We start from the raw sequence: 21,234 nt of genomic DNA, 5'->3' as shown, positions 1-21,234 counted from the left end.
TTTCGTGAATACCTGAATCGTTCAGATAGACGAAACCGTACTGTGACACGACGCTCAGAGATTTTCGATTCAAGTAGTTACGTCCGACAGTATCAGTCAGCAGTACGCCGTATCTGGAACTGCTATCGGAACAGACGTCTCCGCCCATTCGATATAATAACAGAGAGGACGCATGACCCGTCGTGTCACACGAGAACGTCTATGGGGTCGGGATGGATGGCGAAACCCGGTGTGTACATTTCGGGACGGAACTGGACGTCGTCGCGCTCCGCTTTGGCTGCTGTGCGGAGTACTACTGCTGTCTCAGTTGTCACCGAACGCTTGCCGACCACGGGGCGGAACCGTGGCCGGCCGATCGCCGTACGGAACCGGCTGTCCTGTGTGGTGTCTGCGGGACGACGATGACTGCATCGGAGTACATATCGGCCGGGACGTGCCCGAACTGTGCGTCGGCGTTCAATCCGGGGTGTGCGAAGCACTACGACCGCTACTTCGAGTGGATCGACGGGACCGAACCGTGATCTCTCTCGGGGAAGCATACGTCTCCCGGAGCGCGGGTTTATATAACGGAACGTGGCCAGACTCCCCGTGAAATAATCGACGACCGGCGGCCGGCCAAAGCGAACGCGCGGGGCACCACCGCCGGAAAAACGCGAACGCGCCGCCTGCTCGCCATTGAGGGGGAATACAGTGTATTTCGAACGGTATTCACGTCCAGGGAGGCTGCCCCCTGTCGGTGTGCCATGCCGCTCAACACATACTGTACTGTTTTCACCATGCCGACCGACGTCGGAGTATGGACGATCGCGACCTGGCGTGGCAAACGCTCGACTCCGAAATCGACTACACGTGTCCCGGATTCGACGTCGTGCGTGACGACGTACGGCTCCCCGACGGGACCGAAACCGAATTCCACTACGTCTCGGAGCCGCCGACGGTGGTCGTGTTGCCGTTCACCGAGGACGGTGACGTGGTCGTCATCCGCGAGTGGCGACAGGCGGTCGACCGGATCAACGATGGGCTGCCCGCGGGTGGTCTCGAAGCGGACGACGAGAACCTCCGTGCGGCCGCCCACCGGGAACTAGCCGAGGAGACCGGCTACGAGGCCGGGGTCATAGAGCAACTCGGGACCTATGAACCCGCAAACGGCCTCTTCGATTCGGTGTTTCATTACGTCGTCGCCCACGGCTGTACGCCCGTCGGGGAACAAAATCTCGACGACAACGAGTCGATTACGGTCGAAACGACGACGTTCGAGGAGCTACGACAGCGGGCCGCCGTCGGCCGGTTGCGCGATGGCCGCTCGGCACTAGCCGTCCTCCAGTACGCCGTCCAAACGGACGCATAGTCCGATTTATCGGTCGATACTGACCGACTCGATTTCGACGTCCTCTCTGGGCGCGTCGTTGCGGCCGGTCGGCAGCGAACCGATCTTCTCGACGACGTTCATCCCATCTATCACCTGACCGAAGACGGCGTGTTTGCCGTCGAGGTGTGGTGTCGCGTCTAGCGTAATAAAGAACTGCGAACCGTTCGTATCCGGCCCCGAATTGGCCATCGAGAGGATTCCGGCCCCGTCGTGGGTGAGGTCTTCGTGGAACTCGTCGTCAAACTGATAGCCCGGGCCACCGCGACCGGTCCCTTCCGGATCCCCGCCTTGGATCATGAAGTCGTCGATAACCCGGTGGAAGACAGTACCCTCATAGAGGGAGTCACCGCGGACTTCGCCGGTTTCGGGATCCGCCCAGGTGTTGGTGTCGGGTGCGGGATCGGCGTCGGCGGCAGGATCGTGTCGCGCCAGTCCGAGGAAGTTCTCGACGGTCCGCGGGGCACGTTCCTCGAACAGTTCGACGGTAATTTCGCCGTGGGTCGTCTGGAGCGTCACGGTCGGGTTGTCCGGGTCGGACACGGATCTATCGTCGCTCATATCCGCATCAGGGGTGGGTGTCGCAAAAGACTGCCGGCTTTCATCCCCGTCCTCGGCCGTCGCCCCGCCGCCGAGACAGCCGGCAGTCGTCGCCACGAAGGCGACCGTTCCTCGACGGAGGAGCGTCCGTCGCGTAAACGTCATACCATCCAAGAGCGGGGGAGGAAAATATATGTCTATCGGTACCGACGTCGTCTCCAACCCACAGCCGTTTAATGCCCCGAGACGAATTCACACCATGGTTCGGGATCCGTTGGTCGATGACGACTCCCCGGATATGGATACGGTGCTGGGGGCGTTACACGACGAGGATTGTCGTGCCATCCTCGCCGAGTTGGGAACTCCTCGGACGGCACGGGAGCTCCTCGCTCGGTGTGAGATTCCCCGATCGACGCTGTACCGGAAACTCGATCAGCTCTCGGAAGCGACACTCCTGAGAGAGCGAACCGAAATCCGCAGCGACGGCAGTCACGCGACCCAATACCAACTCGATTTCGAGGACGTCGTCGTGACTCGGACCGAATCGGCGGAGATCGAAATCGAAATCAAGCGGCCGGCACGAAAGGCCGACGAACGCCTCGCGGAGATGTGGTCTGAAGTAGGAAAGGAACTGTAATCATGGTACATTCGACAACCGACTTTGGGATCCGATTTACGATCGTCGTGACGAAGACGCTCATTTTCCTCGTCGGCGGCGTCGTCACGTATCTCGCTTTCAGTGCGTATCGACGAACCAACGATCGGTCGCTCGGATTCCTCACGGCCGGGTTCGGACTCATCGTCATCGGCGTCTTGCTTGCTGGGTTTACCTTCGAGTTGTTGAACGTCACGTTCAGAGTGGGGGTCCTCATCGAAAGCTTGTTCATTCTCTCGGGACTCTCGATCATCGCGTACTCGCTTCGGGTTCCCTAGAACCCTCTGAGAGCGTCGAGTCGCTCCGCCGGCCTACCGGACTCGATGGCGTCCCACGCCGCGTCGAGTCCGGCGTCGACGTCCTCGGCGTCCCCGCCGGCATAGATGCGAAGGGCGGCGTTGACCGCGACCGCGTCGGCGAAGTGATCGTTCCGTTCGCCCCGAAGGATCTCCTCGGTGATCGTCGCCGAGCCGGCCGCGACGTCGTCGATGCGGAGGTCCTCGCTTTCGAAGTCCATGCCGTACTCGGGCGTTTCGATCTCGAAGTCCGTTAGCCCGCCGCCGCGGGTCCAGGCGGCGACTTTCGTGGAACCGGGGCGAACGTCGTCGTACCCTTCCATCCCCTGAAACATCACGACGCGTTCGATATCGGACGTCTCCGACGCCTCGAACGTATCAATGATCCGTTTTGCGTACGGCAAGTGATAAAACGATCCGAGGTGGACGGACGCCTCGGCGGGGTTGGCGAGCGTCTCGACGGTGTTGAGGAAGGTCCGAACGCCCATCCGGTCGCGGCGATCGGAGAGCGCCTCGATGTCGGGGGCGAACTCGGGGCGATAATAGAAGCCGAAACCGACCTCGTCGGTCATCTCGGCGGACTCCTCCGGTGACAGTTCGGTCCGGACGCCGAGCTCGTCGAGGACGTGTTTGTAGGCGTCCTGTTTCTGTGTGGGAACGCGGTCTCCGGAGTGGGTAACGACCGGCGTCCCCGCGGCGGCGGCGACAAGCCCCGAGGCGACTCCCAGCAGGGCCGTTCGTCCCTTCCCGTCGTAGTTCGCGCCACAGTCGACCGGATCGCAATCCGGCGCGGCGGCCTCGACGCCCTCGGCCATCACGTCGACGTAGGCGGCGAGCTCCTCGGGGGTGTTTCGCTTCCAGCGGTTGGCGAGCCAGAACGCACCGAGTGTCGTCGGATCCGGTTCGTCATCGAGGATCCGTCGGAACGCCTCGCTCGCCTGTTCGCGTGTCATATCGTCGGCGGATTTGTGCCCCGATCCGACGACTTCGGTCATCAGCCGTTTCAGCGGCCACTCGCCGTACCGTTCGGTCGCCTGTGACATACGGGCGGTTTGGGCCACCGGGTCAAAAACCCATCCCATCCGGTAGGTACTCCCGTTCCGGGACCGACGAAGTCTAAACCCCACGATCCCTAAGACGGACAATGAGTACGTCGGCGACCGATGGCGACGATTGGCGTGCTGACATCGACTCGATCGATGCGGCGCTCATCGACGGCTATCAGTCCGATTTCCCGATCGTCGAGCGGCCGTTCGAGCGGGTTGGAGAGGCGCTCGGGATCGACGGACGGGAGGCGCTCGAACGCGTCGAACGGCTCCGGGAGGCCGGAATATTCCGCCGGTTCGGGGCGGTGTTGAACCCTCCGGTTATCGGATCGTCGGCGCTCGCGGCGGTACGGGCACCCGAGGACCGTTTCGAGGAGGTCGCCGACGTCGTAAACGGCTACCGGCAGGTGAACCACAACTACCGCCGCGATCACGAGTGGAACATGTGGTTCGTCGTGACGGCCGGTTCGCTCGAAACGCGCGATCGGATCATCTCGGAGATCGAATCCGAGACCGGCTGTTCCGTGTTGGTACTCCCGATGCTGACGGATTTCTATATCGATCTCGAATTTCCGGTGGTCAACGGCGATCGGTTCGCGAGGGAGTCGATCGAGTCGACGACCGTCGACGCGACCCGGATCTCAGAGACGGCAGCGGCCGATCTCTCCGCGCTGGAGTGCGCCCTACTGCTCGAAATCCAGGACGGGTTTCCGCTGTCGGCGACGCCGTACCGCGACGTCGCCGCCAGTCTGGACACCCCGGTCGACGACGTGTTGGCCGCGATCAAACGGCTCCGTTCGGACGGCTGTATCAAACGCATCGGCTGCGTCGTCAACCACATCGTGACGGGGTTCGACGCCAACTGTATGGTGGTCTGGAACGTGCCGGACGCCGATCTCGATCTCCACGGCGAACGGGTCGGGGAGCTACCCTACGTGACGCTGTGTTATCACCGTCCTCGCCGCCCGGAGCAGGGGTGGCCCTACAATCTGTTTACGATGATCCACGGCCGTGATCCGGACGCGGTCGACGAGAAGATCGACGAACTGGCCGACGAACAGCTCCCGTTCGAGCACGAACGGCTCTACTCGACGGAGACGCTGAAACAGACCGGCGCGCGGTACGAGGAGATCGTCGACGCGTCCTGAGCGATCTTCGATCGGCCCGGCCCATCGGTCCTCGCTCTCACCCGCTTTCCGGTCCGGTCAGTTCGAGATCGCGCAGCCAGACGACCCAGACCGTGGCGAGCGCGCCGGCATAACAAACCGCCCAAACGGCGGTTCCAAGTGTTCCATAGCCGGTACTCGTCAAGAGGTAGTCCGTTAGACCGGCGGTCGAGATGGTTCCCGCGAGCAACAGCACACCCGAGACCCAACCGGGGAGGTCGACGGCCGTCTGGAGAAATCGCATAGCGGTTGTACGTAATCGAACGTTTCGAGCCTTCCGGTTCAGGGATATCTCACCCGGAACCGTATTCTTTGAGCTCCTCGACCCGGTCGGCGAGCGCGTCCAGTCCAGCGTTGATCTCCCCGACACGGGCTTCGACACCGTCGACCGGGACGGCTCCATCGGGGGTGGGATTCACGAGCCCATCGTCCTCCAGCATTCGGAGGGAGTACCTCGTTTTGTGCTCGTCGATTCCGGTCTCCTCGGCGATCCGCGGGATCCCGATCGGATGATTCGAGAGCACTACCTCCAAGACGAGAAGGTCCCGCTCTTCTTTTCCGAGCTGTCTCGCCAACCGCTGTATCATTCGGACATCGATACCGACCCGACGGTCAAAACGGTGTCGGAGTCAGTCCCCGTCCGTGTGCCTGTCGTGAGGCGTCACTCCGCTGATGTAGTGGAACGCTGTCCCGTCGATGTGGTGAGGCGTCGCCCAGTCGGGCGGTCTCCGAGGGGGCCCTCAGGAGCGTGAGCAACAGGCCCCCGGGGGCGTGAGCAAAAGGCATATCTCCGGGCGGTCCTGAGTGTTCACATCAGGATGAACGAGGTTCAACTCGAGGTCGCAAAGGCGTATCCCAACGACTCCGGACGGGGGATCGCACGCCTCGATCCGGATACCCTGCTTCACCTCAAGCTGTCACCGGGTGACATCATCGAAATCGAGGGGAGCGATACGACGGCAGCGAAGGTCTGGCGGGCCGACAGGCAGGACTGGAACACGGATACAGTCCGGATCGACGGCTTCACCAGACAGAACGCCGACGTGGGCATCGGCGAACGAGTGACCATACGAAAGGCGGAGGCGACGAAAGCCGACAAACTCGTGCTTGCCCCGCCGGAGGAGGCGTCGGTGCAGTTCGGCTCCGATGCCGCCGGAATGGTCAAACGACAGATACTCAAACGGCCGGTCGTAGAGCGCGACATCGTTCCGGTGATGAGTTCGACGAACCATCCATTCATGCGGTCGCCGGGACAGGCCATCCCGCTCATCGCGGTCGAGACGGACCCCGACGGGGTCTGTCTGATCACCGAGGACACGGAGGTCGAACTCCGCGAGGAGCCGATTGCCGGCTTCGAGAAGACCGGCGGCGGGATCACCTACGAGGACATCGGCGGCCTCCAAAACGAGATCCAGCGCGTCCGTGAGATGGTCGAGTTGCCGATGAAACACCCCCAGATATTCAAGAAACTCGGCATCGAGCCGCCACAGGGAGTCCTCCTTCACGGTCCGCCCGGTACCGGTAAGACCCTGCTTGCGAAGGCGGTCGCCAACGAGACGTCCGCGAGTTTCTTCTCGATCGCCGGCCCCGAGATCATCTCGAAGTACTACGGCGAGTCCGAACAACAACTGCGCGAGATATTCGAGGACGCGACCGAGGAGTCCCCCTCGATCATCTTCATCGACGAACTCGATTCGATCGCCCCCAAACGCGAGGACGTGACCGGTGAGGTCGAACGCCGCGTCGTCGCCCAGCTGTTGACGATGATGGACGGGCTGGAATCTCGCGGCCAGGTCATCGTCATCGCGGCGACGAACCGGGTCGATTCCGTCGACCCCGCGCTCCGTCGTCCCGGCCGATTCGATCGGGAGATCGAGATCGGCGTTCCCGACGAGACGGGCCGCAAGGAGATCCTCCAGATCCACACCCGTGGGATGCCGCTGGCGGACGACGTCTCCCTCGATACGATGGCCGACGAGACCCACGGCTTCGTGGGTGCGGACATCGAGAGCCTGACGAAGGAGGCCGCGATGAAGGCGCTGCGTCGGTACCTCCCCGAGATCGACCTCGACGAGGAGGACATCCCGCCGAGTCTCATCGATCAGATGATCATCAAGCGGACGGACTTCCGCGGCGCGTTGAACGAGGTCGATCCTTCGGCGATGCGGGAGGTGCTCGTCGAGTTGCCCAAGATGTCTTGGGACGACGTCGGCGGTCTCACCGACGAGAAAAACCAGGTCAAAGAGTCGGTCGAATGGCCGATGAACGCCCCGGAGAAGTTCGACCGGATGGGAATCAATCCGCCCGCCGGTGTGCTGTTGTACGGCCCGCCGGGTACCGGCAAAACGCTCATCGCGAAGGCCGTCGCCAACGAGACCAACGCGAACTTCATCTCGGTCCGTGGCCCACAGCTTCTCTCGAAGTGGGTCGGCGAGAGCGAGAAGGCGATCCGACAGACGTTCCGGAAGGCCAGACAGGTCTCCCCCACGGTGATCTTCTTCGACGAGCTCGATTCGCTCGCGCCCGGCCGCGGGGGTGAGGTCGGCTCGAACGTCTCCGAACGGGTCGTAAACCAGCTCCTGACGGAACTCGACGGCCTCGAGGACATGGACGACGTGATGGTCATCGGTGCGACGAACCGCCCCGACATGATCGATCCGGCCCTCATCCGGTCCGGTCGGTTCGACCGTCTCGTGATGATCGGCGAACCCGACACGGAGGGCAGAGAGCAGATCCTCCGCATCCACACCGACGAGACGCCACTCGCGCCGGACGTGAGCCTGCGCGAACTCGCCGAGATGACCGGAAGCTACGTCGGCTCCGACCTCGAATCGATCGCCCGCGAGGCGGCGATCGAGGCGCTGCGGGAGGACGACAACGCCGACGAGGTGGAGATGCAACACTTCCGGCAGGCCCTCGAGTCGGTCCGCCCGACGATCACCGAGGACATCCGCGAGTACTACGAGGGAATCGAAGAGCAGTTCCGCGGCGGGAGCCCGGACGGCCGCCGACAGAGCGGCGGCCGGATCGGATTCCAGTGAACCGCCTCGGCCTGCCCCACCTGTAGAGTCGGTCACGGCACACCGGCGGTATGAGCTTTCCCCCCACGCAACGACGCCAGTCGGTACGGCCGCCGTTACTAACATGAGATACACGGAGACAACGTCTCGCGCGGAGTGTTCGCCGACCTGTGTGACAAACCCGATCCCGACGAGTGAACTAGCTTGGTAGGAACGCGAGGAGGGCGACCGCGTACTATGCTTTCATCACACGCTCTTCGGGCAAAAACGCCCGTGGGGTGGGGCAGGACGAGCGAGGACGCGCTCCGTGTGGGTGAACGTGGACGCGCTCCGTGTGGGTGAACGTGGACGCGCTCCGTGTGGGTGAACGTGGACGCGCCCCACGTCCATCCCACACGGATCCGGGCATAGCCACGGGAGACGCCGTCGCCGTCGAACGGATCCCGCGATGAGTAGATGCGTGCTCGGGTCGATCCTGACCATCTCTCCTGCTCCACACGCCTCCCCAGCCGACTCGCAGTCCACACGCCTCCCCAGCCGACTCGCTCGCTCTCGGGCGCGTTCGCGCCCGTTCGCGCGCGGAACCCGCGGTTCCGCGTCGCTCATCCCTCGCACGGGGGTTCGGCGGCGGCCCTCGGGCGGGGCGGCTCGCTTTTGCTCGCCGCCCGCCTCGGGCACGGCCCCGAGCGCGCGCCACCGCGGCGTGATCGAGTGATCGATATAACAGCTGCCGCGTCACGTTATATCAGCGGCGTTCCGTCGGCTTTCGGCCCCAGCGTCGGGCCGAACGGTCCCGCCTCGGGATCGATCCGGCGGCGCGTTTCGTAATCGGTCGAACGCTCGACGGGGACCCGGCCGATCGAGGCGATCATGTCGACGTACTCCCGAACGGAGCGGAACTCCCCGTATCCGCCGCCGGCCCGCTTCGTGATCTCCTCGGAGAGGATCGTCCCCATGAAGTCGTCCGCGCCGCAAGTGAGCATCTTCAGCCCCTGGGAATCGCCGTATTTCACCCACGACGACTGGATGTGTTCGACGTTGTCGAGATACAGCCGCGAGACGGCGATCATCAACTCGTCCTCGTGTGTCGTCGCGCCCGACTCGACCATTCCTCGCTCTTTCAGCGGCGTCTCGGGGTGGATAAACGAGAGCGGGACGAACTCGGTGATCGCGCCGGTCCGGTCCTGGAGGTCGCGGATCCGATCGAGGTGGCGCGCCCGGTGGGCCTCGTTTTCCACGTGGCCGTACATGATCGTTGCCGTCGTATCGAGGCCGACCGAGGCCGCGGCTGTCATGGCGTCGAGCCACTCGTCGGTACCGATCTTGCCGGGACAGATCACCTCCCGAACCTCGTCGACGAGGATCTCCGCGGCGGTGCCGGGGACTGAGTCGAGGCCGGCCTCGCGCAACCGGCCGAAGACCTCCTCGTAGCTCCAGTCGGTTCCCCGACGGGCGTGATACGCTTCCTCGGGAGTCATCGAGTGGACGTGGACGCCACCGACGTTCATCGCCTCGATCTGCTCGACGTAGGTGCCCGGGTCGGTATCGTACACGTCCGAGGGCTTGTAGTTGTGTTCGCCCCCGTCTCCAGCGAGGATTTCCTCGTGTTCGTCGTCCAACGCGAGCGTCGGGTGCAGTCCCGAGACCGAACAGACCTCGTAGATGCCCCGCTCGACGGCGTCGCCGACGATCTCGCGGGACCGTGCGGGGGTCTTGCTGAATCCGTCGGTCCCATCGCCGTGGTCGGACTCGAAGCGCCGTGCGGCGTCCTTGAAGTTACAGAACAGACAGCCGACGTTGCAGGCGGTCGTGACGTTGTTGTTGAGGTTTGCGACGAACGTGACCTCGTCGCCGACGACCTCGGCTCTGCGTCTGTCGGCGGCTTCGAGCACGCGTTCTTTTCTGTCGAGGTCGATCCCCGACCTCCCCGTCCCCGTCCCCGTCGTCAGCAGTTCGATCGCATCGGCGACGTCGAGTCGGACCCCCGATCGGGCCTTCTCCAGGGCGTTCTCGAAGGACTGGTCGCTCTCTGGGCGACAGTCGAACTCGAAGCCCTCCCGCGGGACGTTTGCCGACGCCTCGAACGCGTCCATACCACCCCTCCCGACCGGAGCATAATAGGGGTGTCGTCACCCACTAGAAATCCCCGAGACCGGTCTGTTCGACCGCCGCCCGGATCGACGCACACGTCGACCACGAGCGCCTCGTCTGCGGCGGGAACGTCCCGTGTTCTTCGACGTATCGCCGGAGGAACGACCGTGTCGTCGGATCGCTCGGATAGCCGCTGCCGATCTCGCCGAGCCGAGCCGCGAGGGATTCGACGTGGCGTTCGCGCGCGCTTTTCGCTACGATGCTCGCCGCGCCGACGAGGGCGTCGGATCCGTCCGCACCGTGGGTGGCCTCGACCGTGACGGCAGCGCCGAGTTCGGCCTCGACGCGCGAGGCGAACCTGTCGGCGTCGACGTCGCCGGCGTCACAGTGGCCGGTATCACCCGGCCCGACGACGGCCGCCGCCGCGTCGGCGTGTGCAGTGACCGTCAGGTCGTTCATGTTCCCGGCGTCGATCCGTCGGGGCGTGATTTCCGCGAGCCCGATCCCGATGCGAGCGTCGTCTCGAATCCGGTCTGCGAGGTCCTCTCGGTTGGACGCCGACAGTCGCTTCGAGTCGTCGATACCCGCCGGTAGCGCTTCTCTGGGGGCACGCACCGCCGCCGCAAACATCGACCCCAGAACGGGACCTTTGCCGGCCTCGTCGACGCCGAACTGCATGGGTCCAATACCAGCACCGACGACAAAACGGTTGCCACGTGCCAGCGAGTCGGGTCGGGGGTCGGAGCCTTCGCCCGGCTCAGCGTCGCCCGCGCGGGATGAAGATCCGCGCGATGACGGCGACGACGGCTAACAGGGCGAGAAGCGCCGCCGTCGGTCGGCTGATCCCGACCGTCTCGAGCACGTACGAGCCCGACAGTCGCCTCATTACGTCTCTGACCCCGTTCGCCCCGTCCGGGTCGGGTGTCTTCGAGGCCGATGCTGGAGTGGCATCGGACCCGATCAACCCCGGCGTCGCCGGCCCGGCGATGACGAACTGTGAGAACCCCGGCGTCTCCGCTTCGACGAGTATCCCGTCATCGACGCCGAACGTCTCGGTCGGAAGCGCGTGCCACTCGTCGCCGCCGCTCGGCAGCCGATACACCCCGAGTCGGTCCGGAACGACGTTTTTCGCCCGTAGCCGTTCGGGATCGACGACCGCGCGGACGACCGCCGGTGTCTCGCGTTGGGCGGACGGGACCGTGATGATCGATGCGGAGATAACCCGGAGATCGCCCGGCAGCGGCGGCACGTCGCCGGTGACGTTCCCGTACTCGCGAATCCAGACGGTACCGCTCGCATCGTCGTCCTCGAAGCCGATCTCCCGGACGGTCGGTCCCTCGAAGACGGCCGTCGTCTCCGATGCATCCGGATAGGCGTCCTTGATCACGAACCGCCCCTCGAAGACGGGATTAGAAGCGTTGGGGAACTCTACATCGAAGCTGTCCTTATCGTCGGTATCTGTGCTACCGCCTCCGCTGCTATTTTTGTTGTCACCACTGCCACCACCACCGCCGCCCCCACCACCGCCGCCACCACCACTGCTCCCCCCACCGCCACCACCACCGCCACCACCACTGCTCCCCCCACCGCCACCACCACCGCCGCCACCACTGCTGCCGCCACTGCTCCCATCGCCACTGCTCCCGCCACTGCTCTCACTATCGTCACCGGATTCGTTTGGATCCTCGGTTGGATTATCTGAGCCATCAACTGACGAGTCCGAATCATCCGTCCCTCCATCCGATGTCGACGAGTCCGAATCCGACGTTGGGCCGTCCGTATTGTCCCCATCGGGGTCTGAATCAGCTTCGGTAGATTCCGCCGGGAAAATCAACGCCTCCTCGAACACGCCGGGGACCAGTTCGGCCGAGCCACCGATCGAACCGCCAGCGTCGCCGCGTCGGAACGTTACTTCCTCGCCCGCCTCACTGTCGATCCGAAGCTTCCCGTCGAACGCCCCTCCGCCACCGTACTCGCCGTCCGGATCGACGGTGATCGAATCTCTCGTCTCGCCGTCGACGACGGCGACGATCGTCGTTCCCGAGTCGACCGGTTTCCCGTCCGCATCGGCCGCCGTTCCGTAAAACGAAGCCGGCTCACCCGGGCCGCTGTCCGCCGTCACCGGGCCGACGGACGCACCACAAGCAATGCCTGTCGCCACCAGGGCGGTGAGCAAAACCACCACCAAGCGATCAACGCCGGTCGCCCCGGCGGTTCGCCCCCCGACGCTCATTCGTCCGTCCCGCTGTTTTCAGAGAACGTCGGCGAGACGATGCGACGAACCAGCGGCGCTTGATCGCCGTCGTCGATCTCGATCCAGTACGCTTCGTCGTGGCCGACCGACTCACTCGCCCCGTCGACGTCGATCCCTGGGGTGTCGTCGTGAAGCCGACCAGTCCGGCCGGCGTTCCAGACGGCGAAGGCGTCGTCACCGTCGCCGAACCCGTACGTCGCCCAGTTCACGTCGGCGGCGAGGTCCCGTCGCGAGTGCGAGGAGATATCGTAGTTCGAACTCGCCAGGTGCCACCCGGGGGCGAGGTCGATCCCGTCCGTCCCGATCGCCCCCTCGGCCGTCGTGACGTAGTCGAATCCGATCCGGAGCCCGCCGTCCGAGGAGTAGGCGTAAAACCCCCGGTGGAGGTCTTCGTGCCCGATCCGGCCGACGCCGATGGTATCGCCGGCGACGTCGGCCGCGACCCCCTCGTAGGACTCGCGTTCGGGATTCCACTGGACGACGTCCCGATCGCCGTCGGCGTCGACGTAGACCGATGCGGGCAGCGGTAGCGACCCCGATCGCCACGTGCCGCCGGGACGCTCTATCACCCGGTGGAGCAGCGTCAGGCCGGTCTCGTTCCGCTGGATGCCGCCCGCGAGTTCGATCGCGACCTCGGTGTCGGTCCCGGTCTCGACGCTGCCGGCGTCGATCGCGGTCGGATCGGCGGTGACGACGGTCGATCCGTCCCCGGCGATCGGGCTCGCCGTCCCGGCGTTCGCCCCGCCGAACCGAACCGCGACCGCCTCGTCGGTATTCGTCACCGTGTTGCCGTTCGCGTCCTCGAATCCCCCGATATCGATCTCGACAGCGCCGCCCTCGTCCGTCTCGATCCCGACGAACTCGTCGTCGCCGCGGACCGAGACGTTCGTGATGCCGTCGATCGGGCCGGTCGCGGTGATCCCGACGCTCCCCCGGTTGACGTCTCCGGGATCGTCCGCAAGCGACGTCTCGACCGCCGACGGATCCGGATCAAGCGATGCGCCGTAGGGCATCACGGTCGCGGCGATTTCGTATCGGGCCGCCGTGTCGGCGTCGAGGACGTACCGCCGGACGCCCCCGTCGAAGTCGGCGGCGGTGAGATCGCGCTCGATCGCCCAGGGGTTCTCCCGCCCGAGTCGGTCGTCGCCTCCATAACCGGTCTCCTCCCAGAGGTCGGTCGACGTCGGCGATCCGCTACCGGGATCGAACGTGACGGTCCCGTTCCCCGACTCGCGTCGAAGTTCGACGTCGACTTGCCCGACGTCGTCCGATTCGACCCCGAGATCCACCGCGATCTCGATCGTCGCGTTCGCCCCGACGTCGAAATCACGGTACCCAGCCGTCGTATCGACGCGTACGTCGTCGGGGTAGACCGTGATCCCCGTCGCGGTTTCCGTACGGTCCGCGTCGGTGGTCCCGGTCGGCTCCGCCGGGCCGGGGACGTCGGTCACCGTCGCGGACAGATCGAACACCCCCAAGGAGACGTCCAGTACCCCCGTCCCGTCGAGATCGGGGCCGCCGGTTCCGTCCGTCTCCGTCCAGATACCGGAGTGAACGTGTCGGCCCGTGTACCCGTCCACTACGAACTCGAACGCCGCTCGCGGGATTTCGTTGCCGTACCCGTCTTCGAGGCCGTCGACCGACAGCGACCGGCCCTCGCCGATACCGAACTCCGCCCCGTTGTCGACCCCGAGGTCGAACCCCTCGGCGTTCGGTTCGCCGGGGTAGATGTCCAAGACCACCGGCGTCTCCGTTCGCACGTCGCTGTTGTCGGTCAGTTCGGCGTTGTCTTCCCCCTCGACGTCGACTGTGAGGAGGTCGACGTTGCGGTATCGGTCGGCAGCCCGCCACATCGGCTCAGTTCTTACACTCAGCTGTACCCCGACTACAATAGCTTCATTCGAGACTAGCTTTGGCTCGTCATTTGCTGTACGTATTGTAATCGTAACTTGATCATTACTACCGTTTAATACGTTCGCGCTGCTGGATGCAGCAACTTCAACTCCAGTTATATTCTTACCCAAGATACCCTCAGTCCATACGTCATAGATTCCGATTCCATCCTCATCGCCTGGATGGACTGCGCCTGGGTCAACAGAGATATTTATTTTATCATTACTCACAACTGTTACTGATTCATGAGAAAAATCGATCACGAAGAAATCGTACTCCCAGACAGGAGCATATCCCTGCGATATCATCTCGTTAATCGTATCAGCATCGAACCCGATCTCCGCACTCGGATCCACCGTAACCCGGAGGGCCGCCTGCCCGACGAGGGTTCCCCCCGTGTCGTCGGCCGTGACAGTCGCGATCGGGGTCGAGTCGTACTCGTGGGCACGGCCGGCGATGCCGTCGGTAGCGGTGAGGTCGACGCCGACGCGGATCTCCGCCCCGTCGTAGGTCCCGTCCGCGCCGGGATCGGTGAGTTGGATGGTGATCGTCTCGGCGGTGGCCTCGAGTGAGATCCCGACGTCGGTGGTCGTTTCGTCGGTGACGGCCGCGATTTCGAAACCGGAGTGGCCGTCTCCGAGTTCGACGTGAATCGTATCGGTCTCCGCCGCGGTTTCGTCGAGGGTGAGTAGTACCGTCCCGTCGGTGGCGGTCACAGAGCCCTCGATCAGGAGATCACTGCCGTCGTACTCGTAGTCGGCGGGGGTGATCTCGGGTTGCGCCGCCGCGGGCGGGACGAAGAGAACGGTGATCGCCGCCATCGAGACCGTTAGGAGTATCACGACGCTGATCCGACCCGTCCGACCGTTGTATGTCATTGGCGGTAGCTAACCGTACATATGTTTAATATCTACTGCTAGTATGTACTACTGAAATCGACCAGAGGGACCGTCTACCGGTCGGAACGATCGGAGGTTGCTCCAGAACAGGCAGTCTAGTCGATTTCCGACTCGACCAGCGTCTCGAAGTCGGTGTCGTCGTCGTGGTACGCCTCGCGGTATCGGAGCGCGGCCCGCCCCTTTGGGGTGATCTCATAGAGTCCGCTGTTCGGGGCCGGCCCGATACGCTCGAGGAGGCCGTGGTCGGTGAGAAGGGGCAACCGCGTGTTGATATACGCGCGGTCGCGGTCGATCTCGATGGCGATGTTCGCCGCGGTGTTTCGTTTGCCGTCGGAGAGTGACTCCAGGACGTCGAAGTCGGTTGGGGAGGCCAATTTCATAGTCCAGTGTGTAGGGGTTCGTGTGTCTCGGTTTTGATAGTGTCGGCCGACGGTACCCACGGATGCTAGGAGGTCTCTCGCGTAATCTCCGCGTCGATCTCGGTCGCGGCCAGTTCCAGTTGCTCGATGACCCGCTCGTGGTGCTCGATCGATCGCTCGAGCAGCTCTCGGGTTCGGTCGGCGCTCCCGACGGCGTCCGGGTAACTCGCGATGAGGAGGTACTGCTCCATCGCGCCCATCGATTCGGCGTTGGCTTTCTGGATCGATTTTAGAACGGTCCAATCGACGACGTCGTGGGCATGCCCGTCTTCGGAACACATTTTTGTAGTGATTCAGGCATAAAAACGACCGATTATATACCCGCCGTCCGCTGCACGGCGCGTTTTCGTGTATACGTTTAAGCTGTTTGCGGGTGCGGGAGGCCGACGTGGCTCATACTGACGGACAAAAGAATATAAACACGACGTACGAGGATCACGCCGTTCGACGGAGCGAACGGCGGATCTCTCGCGAATCGGTTTCATTTGATTTCGTCCACCAGTATCACTCACGCCGGGTCCTTACCGGCCGACGTCACCTCGTCGCCGGAGACCGGGTCGCCCTCCCGGTCGAGACGGAACGCCGGCGTGAAAAACGGCGCTTCGACGCCCTCGACGTCGACCACATCGAGGGCCGCCACCGTCGCGTCGACGCCGAGGACACCGGCGAGACTCGGTTCCGTCCGTCCCTCGTCCCCGCTCACGAGCTCTTTTATGTATAGTCCGCCCTCACCGTGGACGCGAACCGTCGCGGTGTACTCGTCCGTGAGGGTACCCTCGATATCGAGGACCGTCCGTTCCCTGACGAGATCGGCCCGCCGGTGGTCGACCCGGTGGGGGGTCCGCTGTTCGACCGTCGCGCCATCGAGTGTCTCGATCGCCGCCTCGAAGGCGGCGGCATCGACCGGCTCGACGAAGTCCACCGTCGCCCGGTAGGTCTTCGAGGCGTCGTGTTCTTTGACCCGCTCGACCATGTCGTGGGCCGCGAACGCCAACGCCTCGATCTCGACCTTTCCGTCGGTTCCCTCGTTGACCGCCGTCCGCAGCTCCGTGAGGTCGGCGTCGCGGCGGCGAGGCTCTTTGATTTCGAGGACGAACGGCCGCCCGGAGCCGACCATTAGCGCGTCGACGTCCTCGCGGCCCGCGCCGTGAAAGACCGCGTCCGTTCCGCGGAAGGCGCTCAAAAACGGCGGCGCGACGAGTTCCTCGACGCTCTCGTCGAACTTCTCCCACTCCGTCTGTGGGATGCCCCGTTCGAGCTTCCGGTAGCGGCCGTACACCGAGACGGAGTTGCGCTGGATCTCGACGGAGTCGGCCTCCAGATCGAGGAGGAACTGTACGTCGGGGCGCTCGAAGTCGACGTCAGCGCCCAGGCGCCGTCCGATCCGTCTGCCGACTTCGCGGTTGAGTTCGGCCCGGAGTTCCTCGCCCGCCTCGGGATCCAACCCGGCATCGATCCGGAGCAGTCGGTCGTTCTCCTCGACGAGCGGCGGGATCCGGCTTCCGACCTGGTAGGTGTACAGTTCCGTCGCGCCCAGGGCTTCGATCGTACGCGCCGCGAGCTCGTCGAACCGATCACAGAGCCCCTCACAGACCCAACAAGGCGCTTCGGGCTCCTCGTAGGGAATGTCGTCCTCGAGCGCAAGCGTCGTCCGGAGCGCGCGGCCGCGTTCCTCGTCCGTCAACCCGAAGCTCCGATCGGCGACCGGGCGGCCGAGACAGGAGTTACAGAGCGGCCCCGTCGCCAGAAGGTCACGCGTGGTTTCGATGAGATGCATTGGATACGTTCGCCGCCGCGCGGCCTTCGGTGTTGTGTTTGTCGGGCCGTGTCCATCGGGAGTACGGCGGATATCCCTCGCCCTCGGGTCGGAGAGTCGACTCGGCGAGGGGTCCGATCACTCCTCGGACGCGTATTCGACGCTGACGATGGACATCCCGTGTGGTGAGAAGATATCGACCGACTCGGCGAGGTTCTCACGGACGTGTTCTTTCCAGGTGAGCATCGCTTCGTCGATCCACGAGTTGATCGCCGCGTCGGTTGGATCCTCGGCGTCGAGTTCCTCCGTTGCGACCTCCCGGGTCGGACGCTGCTCGATCACCTGTCGTCCTTCGACGACGAACCGGAACGGGCGCATGTGAATCTCGTCGTCCGCCTTGCTGTCCGTCGAGTCCTCGTCGAGGTGTTTCAGCGTCGGCTCGACCGTCTCGCCGAACGGCGGTCGGAGGCTATACACCGCCTTCGACTTCTGCCCGATGTCCGCTTGGCCGTTGTACGCGAGCATCTGGACCAGTTTGTCGGGATCGAGGAGGATCCGTTCGATGTCCGAAATCGAGTCCGATTTCCCGTCACTGGTCCCGCCGTCTCCGTCGGACGCCGCTTGCTCGCCCCCTCCCGACGCCACCTGCTCGTCCTCTCCCGACGCCGCCTGCTCGTCCTCTCCCGACGCCGCCTGCTCGTCCTCTCCCGACGCCGCTTGCTCGTCCTCTCCCGACGCCGCTTGCTCGCCCCCTCCCGACGCCGCCTGCTCGTCCCCTCCCGACGCCGCCGATTCCGTGCCGGTCGCTTCCGCGTCGATCGGTTCCGCGTCGGTCGGTTCCGGATCGTTCTCGGTGTTCTCGGGTGACATATGCGCCCGTAGCACCGAGAGCTACATAAAGCGGCTGAAGTCGGCCGATGCTCCCGGCATCGAGGAGCGAAAGGTTGGACTTATGCGGGCGCCCAAAGTTGTGGTACGTATGAGCGAAATCGTCGTCACGTTGCCGGACGGCTCCGAACTCGAAGTCGAGTCGGGGGCCTCCGTCGAGGACGTGGCCTACGAGATCGGACCGGGCCTCGGGTCGGATACGGTCGCGGGTATCGTCGACGGAGAACTCGCCGACAAGTCCGAGCCGCTTCGTGAGGACTGCGAACTCGTCATCGTCACCGACCAATCGAGCGAGTACCTCCAGGTACTCCGACACTCCGCAGCACACGTCTTCGGACAGGCCCTTCAGCGGCTCTACCCCGACGCGAAACTCGCGATCGGTCCACCGACCGACGAGGGGTTCTATTACGACGTGGCGGGCGTCGACCTCGATTCGGACGACCTCGAAGCGATCCAAGCCGAGATGGAGTCGATCATCGAGGCCGACTATGACATCGAACGCGTCGAGCGCTCCCGCGAGGAGGCCCTCGACGTCTACGAGGACAACGAGTACAAACGGGAGATCCTGGAGACCGAAGCCGGGGACGAGGAGACGGTCTCGTTTTACGTCCAGGACGACTGGCAGGACCTCTGTCAGGGCCCACACGTCGACTCGACGGGCGAGATCGGCGCGGTGAAGCTTCTGAATATCGCGGCCGCCTACTGGCGCGGTGACGAGGAAAACGACACCCTCACCCGAATATACGGGACCGCCTTCGAGAGCGAGGCGGACCTAGAGACGTTCCTCGAACGGCGCGAGGAGGCCAAAGAGCGCGATCACCGGAAACTGGGCCAGGAGCTGGACCTCTTTTCGATCCCCGACGTGACGGGGCCGGGGCTTCCGCTGTATCATCCCAACGGGAAGGCGATCCTCCGGGAGCTGGAGGCGTTCGTCGACGGCCTCAACGACGAGCAGGACTACGAGTTCGTCGAGACGCCGCATCTGTTCCGGACGGAGCTGTGGAAGCAGTCGGGCCACTACGAAAACTACGTCGACGACATGTTCCTCCTCGACGTCAACGACGAGGAGTACGGCCTCAAACCGATGAACTGCCCCGGCCACGCGACGATCTTCAACCAGGGTAACTGGTCGTATCGTGACCTCCCGATCCGCTACGCCGAAAACGGGAAGGTCTACCGGAAAGAACAGCGCGGCGAGCTTTCGGGGCTCTCCCGGGTGTGGGCGTTCACGATCGACGACGGCCACCTCTTCGTGGAGCCCGACTCGATCGAACGCGAGGTCGATACCATCATGCGACAGATCAACGAGGTCCTGGAGACGTTCGACCTCGACTACGAGGTCGCACTCGCTACCCGGCCCGAAAAGTCCGTCGGCTCCGACGAGATCTGGGAGCAGGCCGAATCCCAACTCCGGGACGTCCTCGAATCCAGCGGGATGGACTACGACGTCGAGTCCGGTGACGGTGCCTTCTACGGCCCGAAGATCGACTTCGCCTTCGAGGACGCGCTGGGCCGCAACTGGGACGGCCCGACCGTCCAGCTCGATTTCAACATGCCCGAGCGCTTTGATCTCTCCTACACCGGCGAGGACAACGAGGAACACCAGCCGGTGATGATTCACCGGGCACTCTACGGCAGCTACGAGCGCTTCTTTATGGTGCTCATAGAGCACTTCAACGGGAACTTCCCGACGTGGCTCGCGCCGGAGCAGGTCCGGATCCTCCCGGTCTCGGACGACAACGTCGGCTACGCCAAACAGCTCAAGAACCGCTATCTCTCCGAGTTCCGCGTCGAAATCGAGGACCGGTCGTGGACCGTCGGCAAGAAGATCCAGACCGCCCACGACGACCGCGTCCCGTACATGCTCGTCGTCGGTGACGACGAGGAGGGGGCGGGGACCGTCTCCGTTCGGGACCGGTTCGAAGCCGAAGCCAAAGCCGTCGACGTCGAGACGTTCCGTAGCCACCTCGAATCCGAGGTCGAACAAAAGCGCGTCGAGCCGGATTTCATCGGCGAGTGAGACGGGTCACTCGTCGTCGCGTTTGATATCGTCGAGCTCCGCTTCGAGCTCCTCGTCGGTCCCGCTCGCGAGTTCGTCACCGGGGCCGGTTTCGACGTCCACCGCCTCATCATCGAATTCGACGTCGACGTCACCCTCATCGCCGTTTTCTACGCCCGTCTCGGATTTCAGCGTCTCCAGTTCGGCCTCGACTTCCCCGCCCCGTCGCATCTCGTCGAGTTCGCGTTCGAGGTCGCCCTCGTCCGAAAGCGCGCCCTCGAAAGCGCCGCTGTCTTCGAGTTCGTCCATCGCCGCAGCGCGGGCCTCCATCTCTTCGGTCTCGTCGCGGGCGCGATCGATCGACCGTGAGACGTTCTCCATCTCGTCGCCGGCACCGGTCATCGCCTCGCTGACGCGGGCGCTGGCCTCGGCGGCCTCGTACCGGGCTTTCATCGTCTCCTTTTCGGTTCGGAACTCCTGGATCCGACCCTGGAGTTCGTTTTTCTTTTCGACGAGGTTGTCCTGGGTGCCCTCGAGGTCCGCGATCTGGGTTTCGAGGTCCTCGATCTGGTTCATCTTCTGTTTTTTCTTTTCCAGCGCGCGCCGCGCGAGGTCGTCACGGCCCTGCTCTACGGCCTGTCTGGCCTGTTGGTTGTGCTTTTCGACGTTCTCTTCGAGCCGGCGTTTCTGGATCTCGAGTCGTTTCTTTTGTGTGGTCAGGTCCGCGATCCCCTTCTTTACGTCCTGGAGCTCGTCTCGGAGCTGTTCGTAGGAGTAATCGAGCGTTTCGTGGGGGTCTTCCGCGCGATTCAGGACGGCGTTCACTTTCGATCGGATGACGTACGATGCCCGCGAGAGGATACCCATATACCCCATCGTTGTGGCCGCAGCGATTAAAAGGCTACTCCGTCCCGACGCGGGCGGGGGACCGTCGCTCGGAGAACAA

At 64.0% G+C, this 21,234-nt stretch carries 20 protein-coding genes; 7 read left to right on the top strand and 13 right to left on the bottom strand.

All coding sequences use genetic code 11. From position 1 onward, the window contains the following. Positions 1–212: 212 nt before the first annotated feature. A complete protein-coding gene (locus HZR14_RS07655; protein WP_181692338.1) occupies positions 213–521 on the top strand; it encodes a CHY zinc finger protein in 309 nt (102 codons plus the stop codon). 275 nt (positions 522–796) lie between these two features. Further along, the gene (locus HZR14_RS07650; RefSeq protein WP_181692272.1) at positions 797–1,348 is read left to right on the top strand and encodes an NUDIX hydrolase; all 552 of its coding nucleotides are present in this window, start codon (positions 797–799) and stop codon (positions 1,346–1,348) included. A gap of 6 nt (positions 1,349–1,354) precedes the next feature. Here the strand turns inward: HZR14_RS07650 and HZR14_RS07645 are convergent, their stop codons facing one another. Then, positions 1,355–1,927, bottom strand: a complete 573-nt coding sequence (locus tag HZR14_RS07645) for a peptidylprolyl isomerase (protein WP_181692337.1) — start codon at positions 1,925–1,927, stop codon at positions 1,355–1,357. Positions 1,928–2,165: 238 nt separating this feature from the next. Between HZR14_RS07645 and HZR14_RS07640 the strand changes: the two genes are divergently transcribed. Beyond that, positions 2,166–2,543, top strand: coding sequence for a winged helix-turn-helix domain-containing protein (locus tag HZR14_RS07640; protein ID WP_181692336.1), 378 nt, complete (start codon positions 2,166–2,168; stop codon positions 2,541–2,543). Positions 2,544–2,545: 2 nt separating this feature from the next. Then, complete coding sequence (locus HZR14_RS07635) at positions 2,546–2,839, top strand: DUF7521 family protein (protein ID WP_181692271.1); 294 nt, start codon at positions 2,546–2,548, stop codon at positions 2,837–2,839. Here the strand turns inward: HZR14_RS07635 and HZR14_RS07630 are convergent. Beyond that, positions 2,836–3,900, bottom strand: a complete 1,065-nt coding sequence (locus HZR14_RS07630; RefSeq protein ID WP_181692270.1) for an anthranilate phosphoribosyltransferase — start codon at positions 3,898–3,900, stop codon at positions 2,836–2,838. The genes HZR14_RS07635 and HZR14_RS07630 overlap by 4 nt on opposite strands. 101 nt (positions 3,901–4,001) lie before the next feature. On the opposite strand from HZR14_RS07630, the gene ahbB reads away from it, so the two are divergent. Further along, the gene (ahbB, locus tag HZR14_RS07625) at positions 4,002–5,051 is read left to right on the top strand and encodes a siroheme decarboxylase subunit beta (protein WP_181692269.1); all 1,050 of its coding nucleotides are present in this window, start codon (positions 4,002–4,004) and stop codon (positions 5,049–5,051) included. A gap of 37 nt (positions 5,052–5,088) precedes the next feature. On the opposite strand, the gene HZR14_RS07620 is transcribed toward ahbB, so the two are convergent. Beyond that, a complete protein-coding gene (locus HZR14_RS07620; RefSeq protein ID WP_181692342.1) occupies positions 5,089–5,313 on the bottom strand; it encodes a DUF7996 family protein in 225 nt (74 codons plus the stop codon). Positions 5,314–5,362: 49 nt separating this feature from the next. Continuing rightward, on the bottom strand, positions 5,363–5,656 hold the full coding sequence (locus HZR14_RS07615) for a hypothetical protein (RefSeq protein ID WP_181692268.1): 294 nt from the start codon (positions 5,654–5,656) through the stop codon (positions 5,363–5,365). A gap of 231 nt (positions 5,657–5,887) precedes the next feature. On the opposite strand from HZR14_RS07615, the gene HZR14_RS07610 reads away from it, so the two are divergent. Beyond that, on the top strand, positions 5,888–8,110 hold the full coding sequence (locus HZR14_RS07610; RefSeq protein WP_181692267.1) for a CDC48 family AAA ATPase: 2,223 nt from the start codon (positions 5,888–5,890) through the stop codon (positions 8,108–8,110). Positions 8,111–8,829: 719 nt separating this feature from the next. Here the strand turns inward: HZR14_RS07610 and cofH are convergent. The 8 genes from cofH to HZR14_RS07570 form a co-directional block, all read right to left on the bottom strand. Beyond that, positions 8,830–10,182 carry a 7,8-didemethyl-8-hydroxy-5-deazariboflavin synthase subunit CofH gene (cofH, locus tag HZR14_RS07605; RefSeq protein ID WP_181692266.1) on the bottom strand — a complete coding sequence of 451 codons (1,353 nt, stop codon included), beginning with the start codon at positions 10,180–10,182 and terminating at the stop codon, positions 8,830–8,832. A gap of 43 nt (positions 10,183–10,225) precedes the next feature. After that, positions 10,226–10,858: a ribonuclease HII gene (gene rnhB, locus HZR14_RS07600; protein ID WP_181692265.1), complete on the bottom strand. Its 633-nt coding sequence runs from the start codon at positions 10,856–10,858 to the stop codon at positions 10,226–10,228. Positions 10,859–10,937: 79 nt separating this feature from the next. Further along, the gene (locus tag HZR14_RS07595; protein WP_181692264.1) at positions 10,938–12,413 is read right to left on the bottom strand and encodes a hypothetical protein; all 1,476 of its coding nucleotides are present in this window, start codon (positions 12,411–12,413) and stop codon (positions 10,938–10,940) included. After that, positions 12,410–15,205, bottom strand: coding sequence for a hypothetical protein (locus HZR14_RS07590; RefSeq protein ID WP_181692263.1), 2,796 nt, complete (start codon positions 15,203–15,205; stop codon positions 12,410–12,412). Before HZR14_RS07590 ends, HZR14_RS07595 begins: the two co-directional genes overlap by 4 nt. Positions 15,206–15,321: 116 nt before the next feature. Beyond that, on the bottom strand, positions 15,322–15,606 hold the full coding sequence (locus HZR14_RS07585; RefSeq protein WP_181692262.1) for an ArsR family transcriptional regulator: 285 nt from the start codon (positions 15,604–15,606) through the stop codon (positions 15,322–15,324). A gap of 65 nt (positions 15,607–15,671) precedes the next feature. Further along, positions 15,672–15,926, bottom strand: a complete 255-nt coding sequence (locus HZR14_RS07580) for a DUF8103 family protein (RefSeq protein WP_181692261.1) — start codon at positions 15,924–15,926, stop codon at positions 15,672–15,674. A gap of 227 nt (positions 15,927–16,153) precedes the next feature. After that, entirely contained in the window at positions 16,154–17,422 is a 1,269-nt protein-coding gene (locus tag HZR14_RS07575) for a tRNA pseudouridine(54/55) synthase Pus10 (RefSeq protein WP_181692260.1), read from the bottom strand. A gap of 117 nt (positions 17,423–17,539) precedes the next feature. Beyond that, the gene (locus HZR14_RS07570; RefSeq protein WP_181692259.1) at positions 17,540–18,271 is read right to left on the bottom strand and encodes a DUF8009 family protein; all 732 of its coding nucleotides are present in this window, start codon (positions 18,269–18,271) and stop codon (positions 17,540–17,542) included. A 109-nt stretch (positions 18,272–18,380) separates the two neighbouring features. On the opposite strand from HZR14_RS07570, the gene thrS reads away from it, so the two are divergent. Further along, positions 18,381–20,309, top strand: coding sequence for a threonine--tRNA ligase (gene thrS / locus HZR14_RS07565; protein WP_181692258.1), 1,929 nt, complete (start codon positions 18,381–18,383; stop codon positions 20,307–20,309). A 6-nt stretch (positions 20,310–20,315) separates the two neighbouring features. On the opposite strand, the gene HZR14_RS07560 is transcribed toward thrS, so the two are convergent. Next, positions 20,316–21,155: a PspA/IM30 family protein gene (locus tag HZR14_RS07560; protein WP_181692257.1), complete on the bottom strand. Its 840-nt coding sequence runs from the start codon at positions 21,153–21,155 to the stop codon at positions 20,316–20,318. Positions 21,156–21,234 lie beyond the last annotated feature (79 nt).

The organism is Natronomonas salinimetallica, assembly GCF_013839515.1.
Taxonomy (GTDB): Archaea; Halobacteriota; Halobacteria; order Halobacteriales; family Haloarculaceae; genus Natronomonas.
This window is presented reverse-complemented; position numbering and strand designations above follow the sequence as displayed.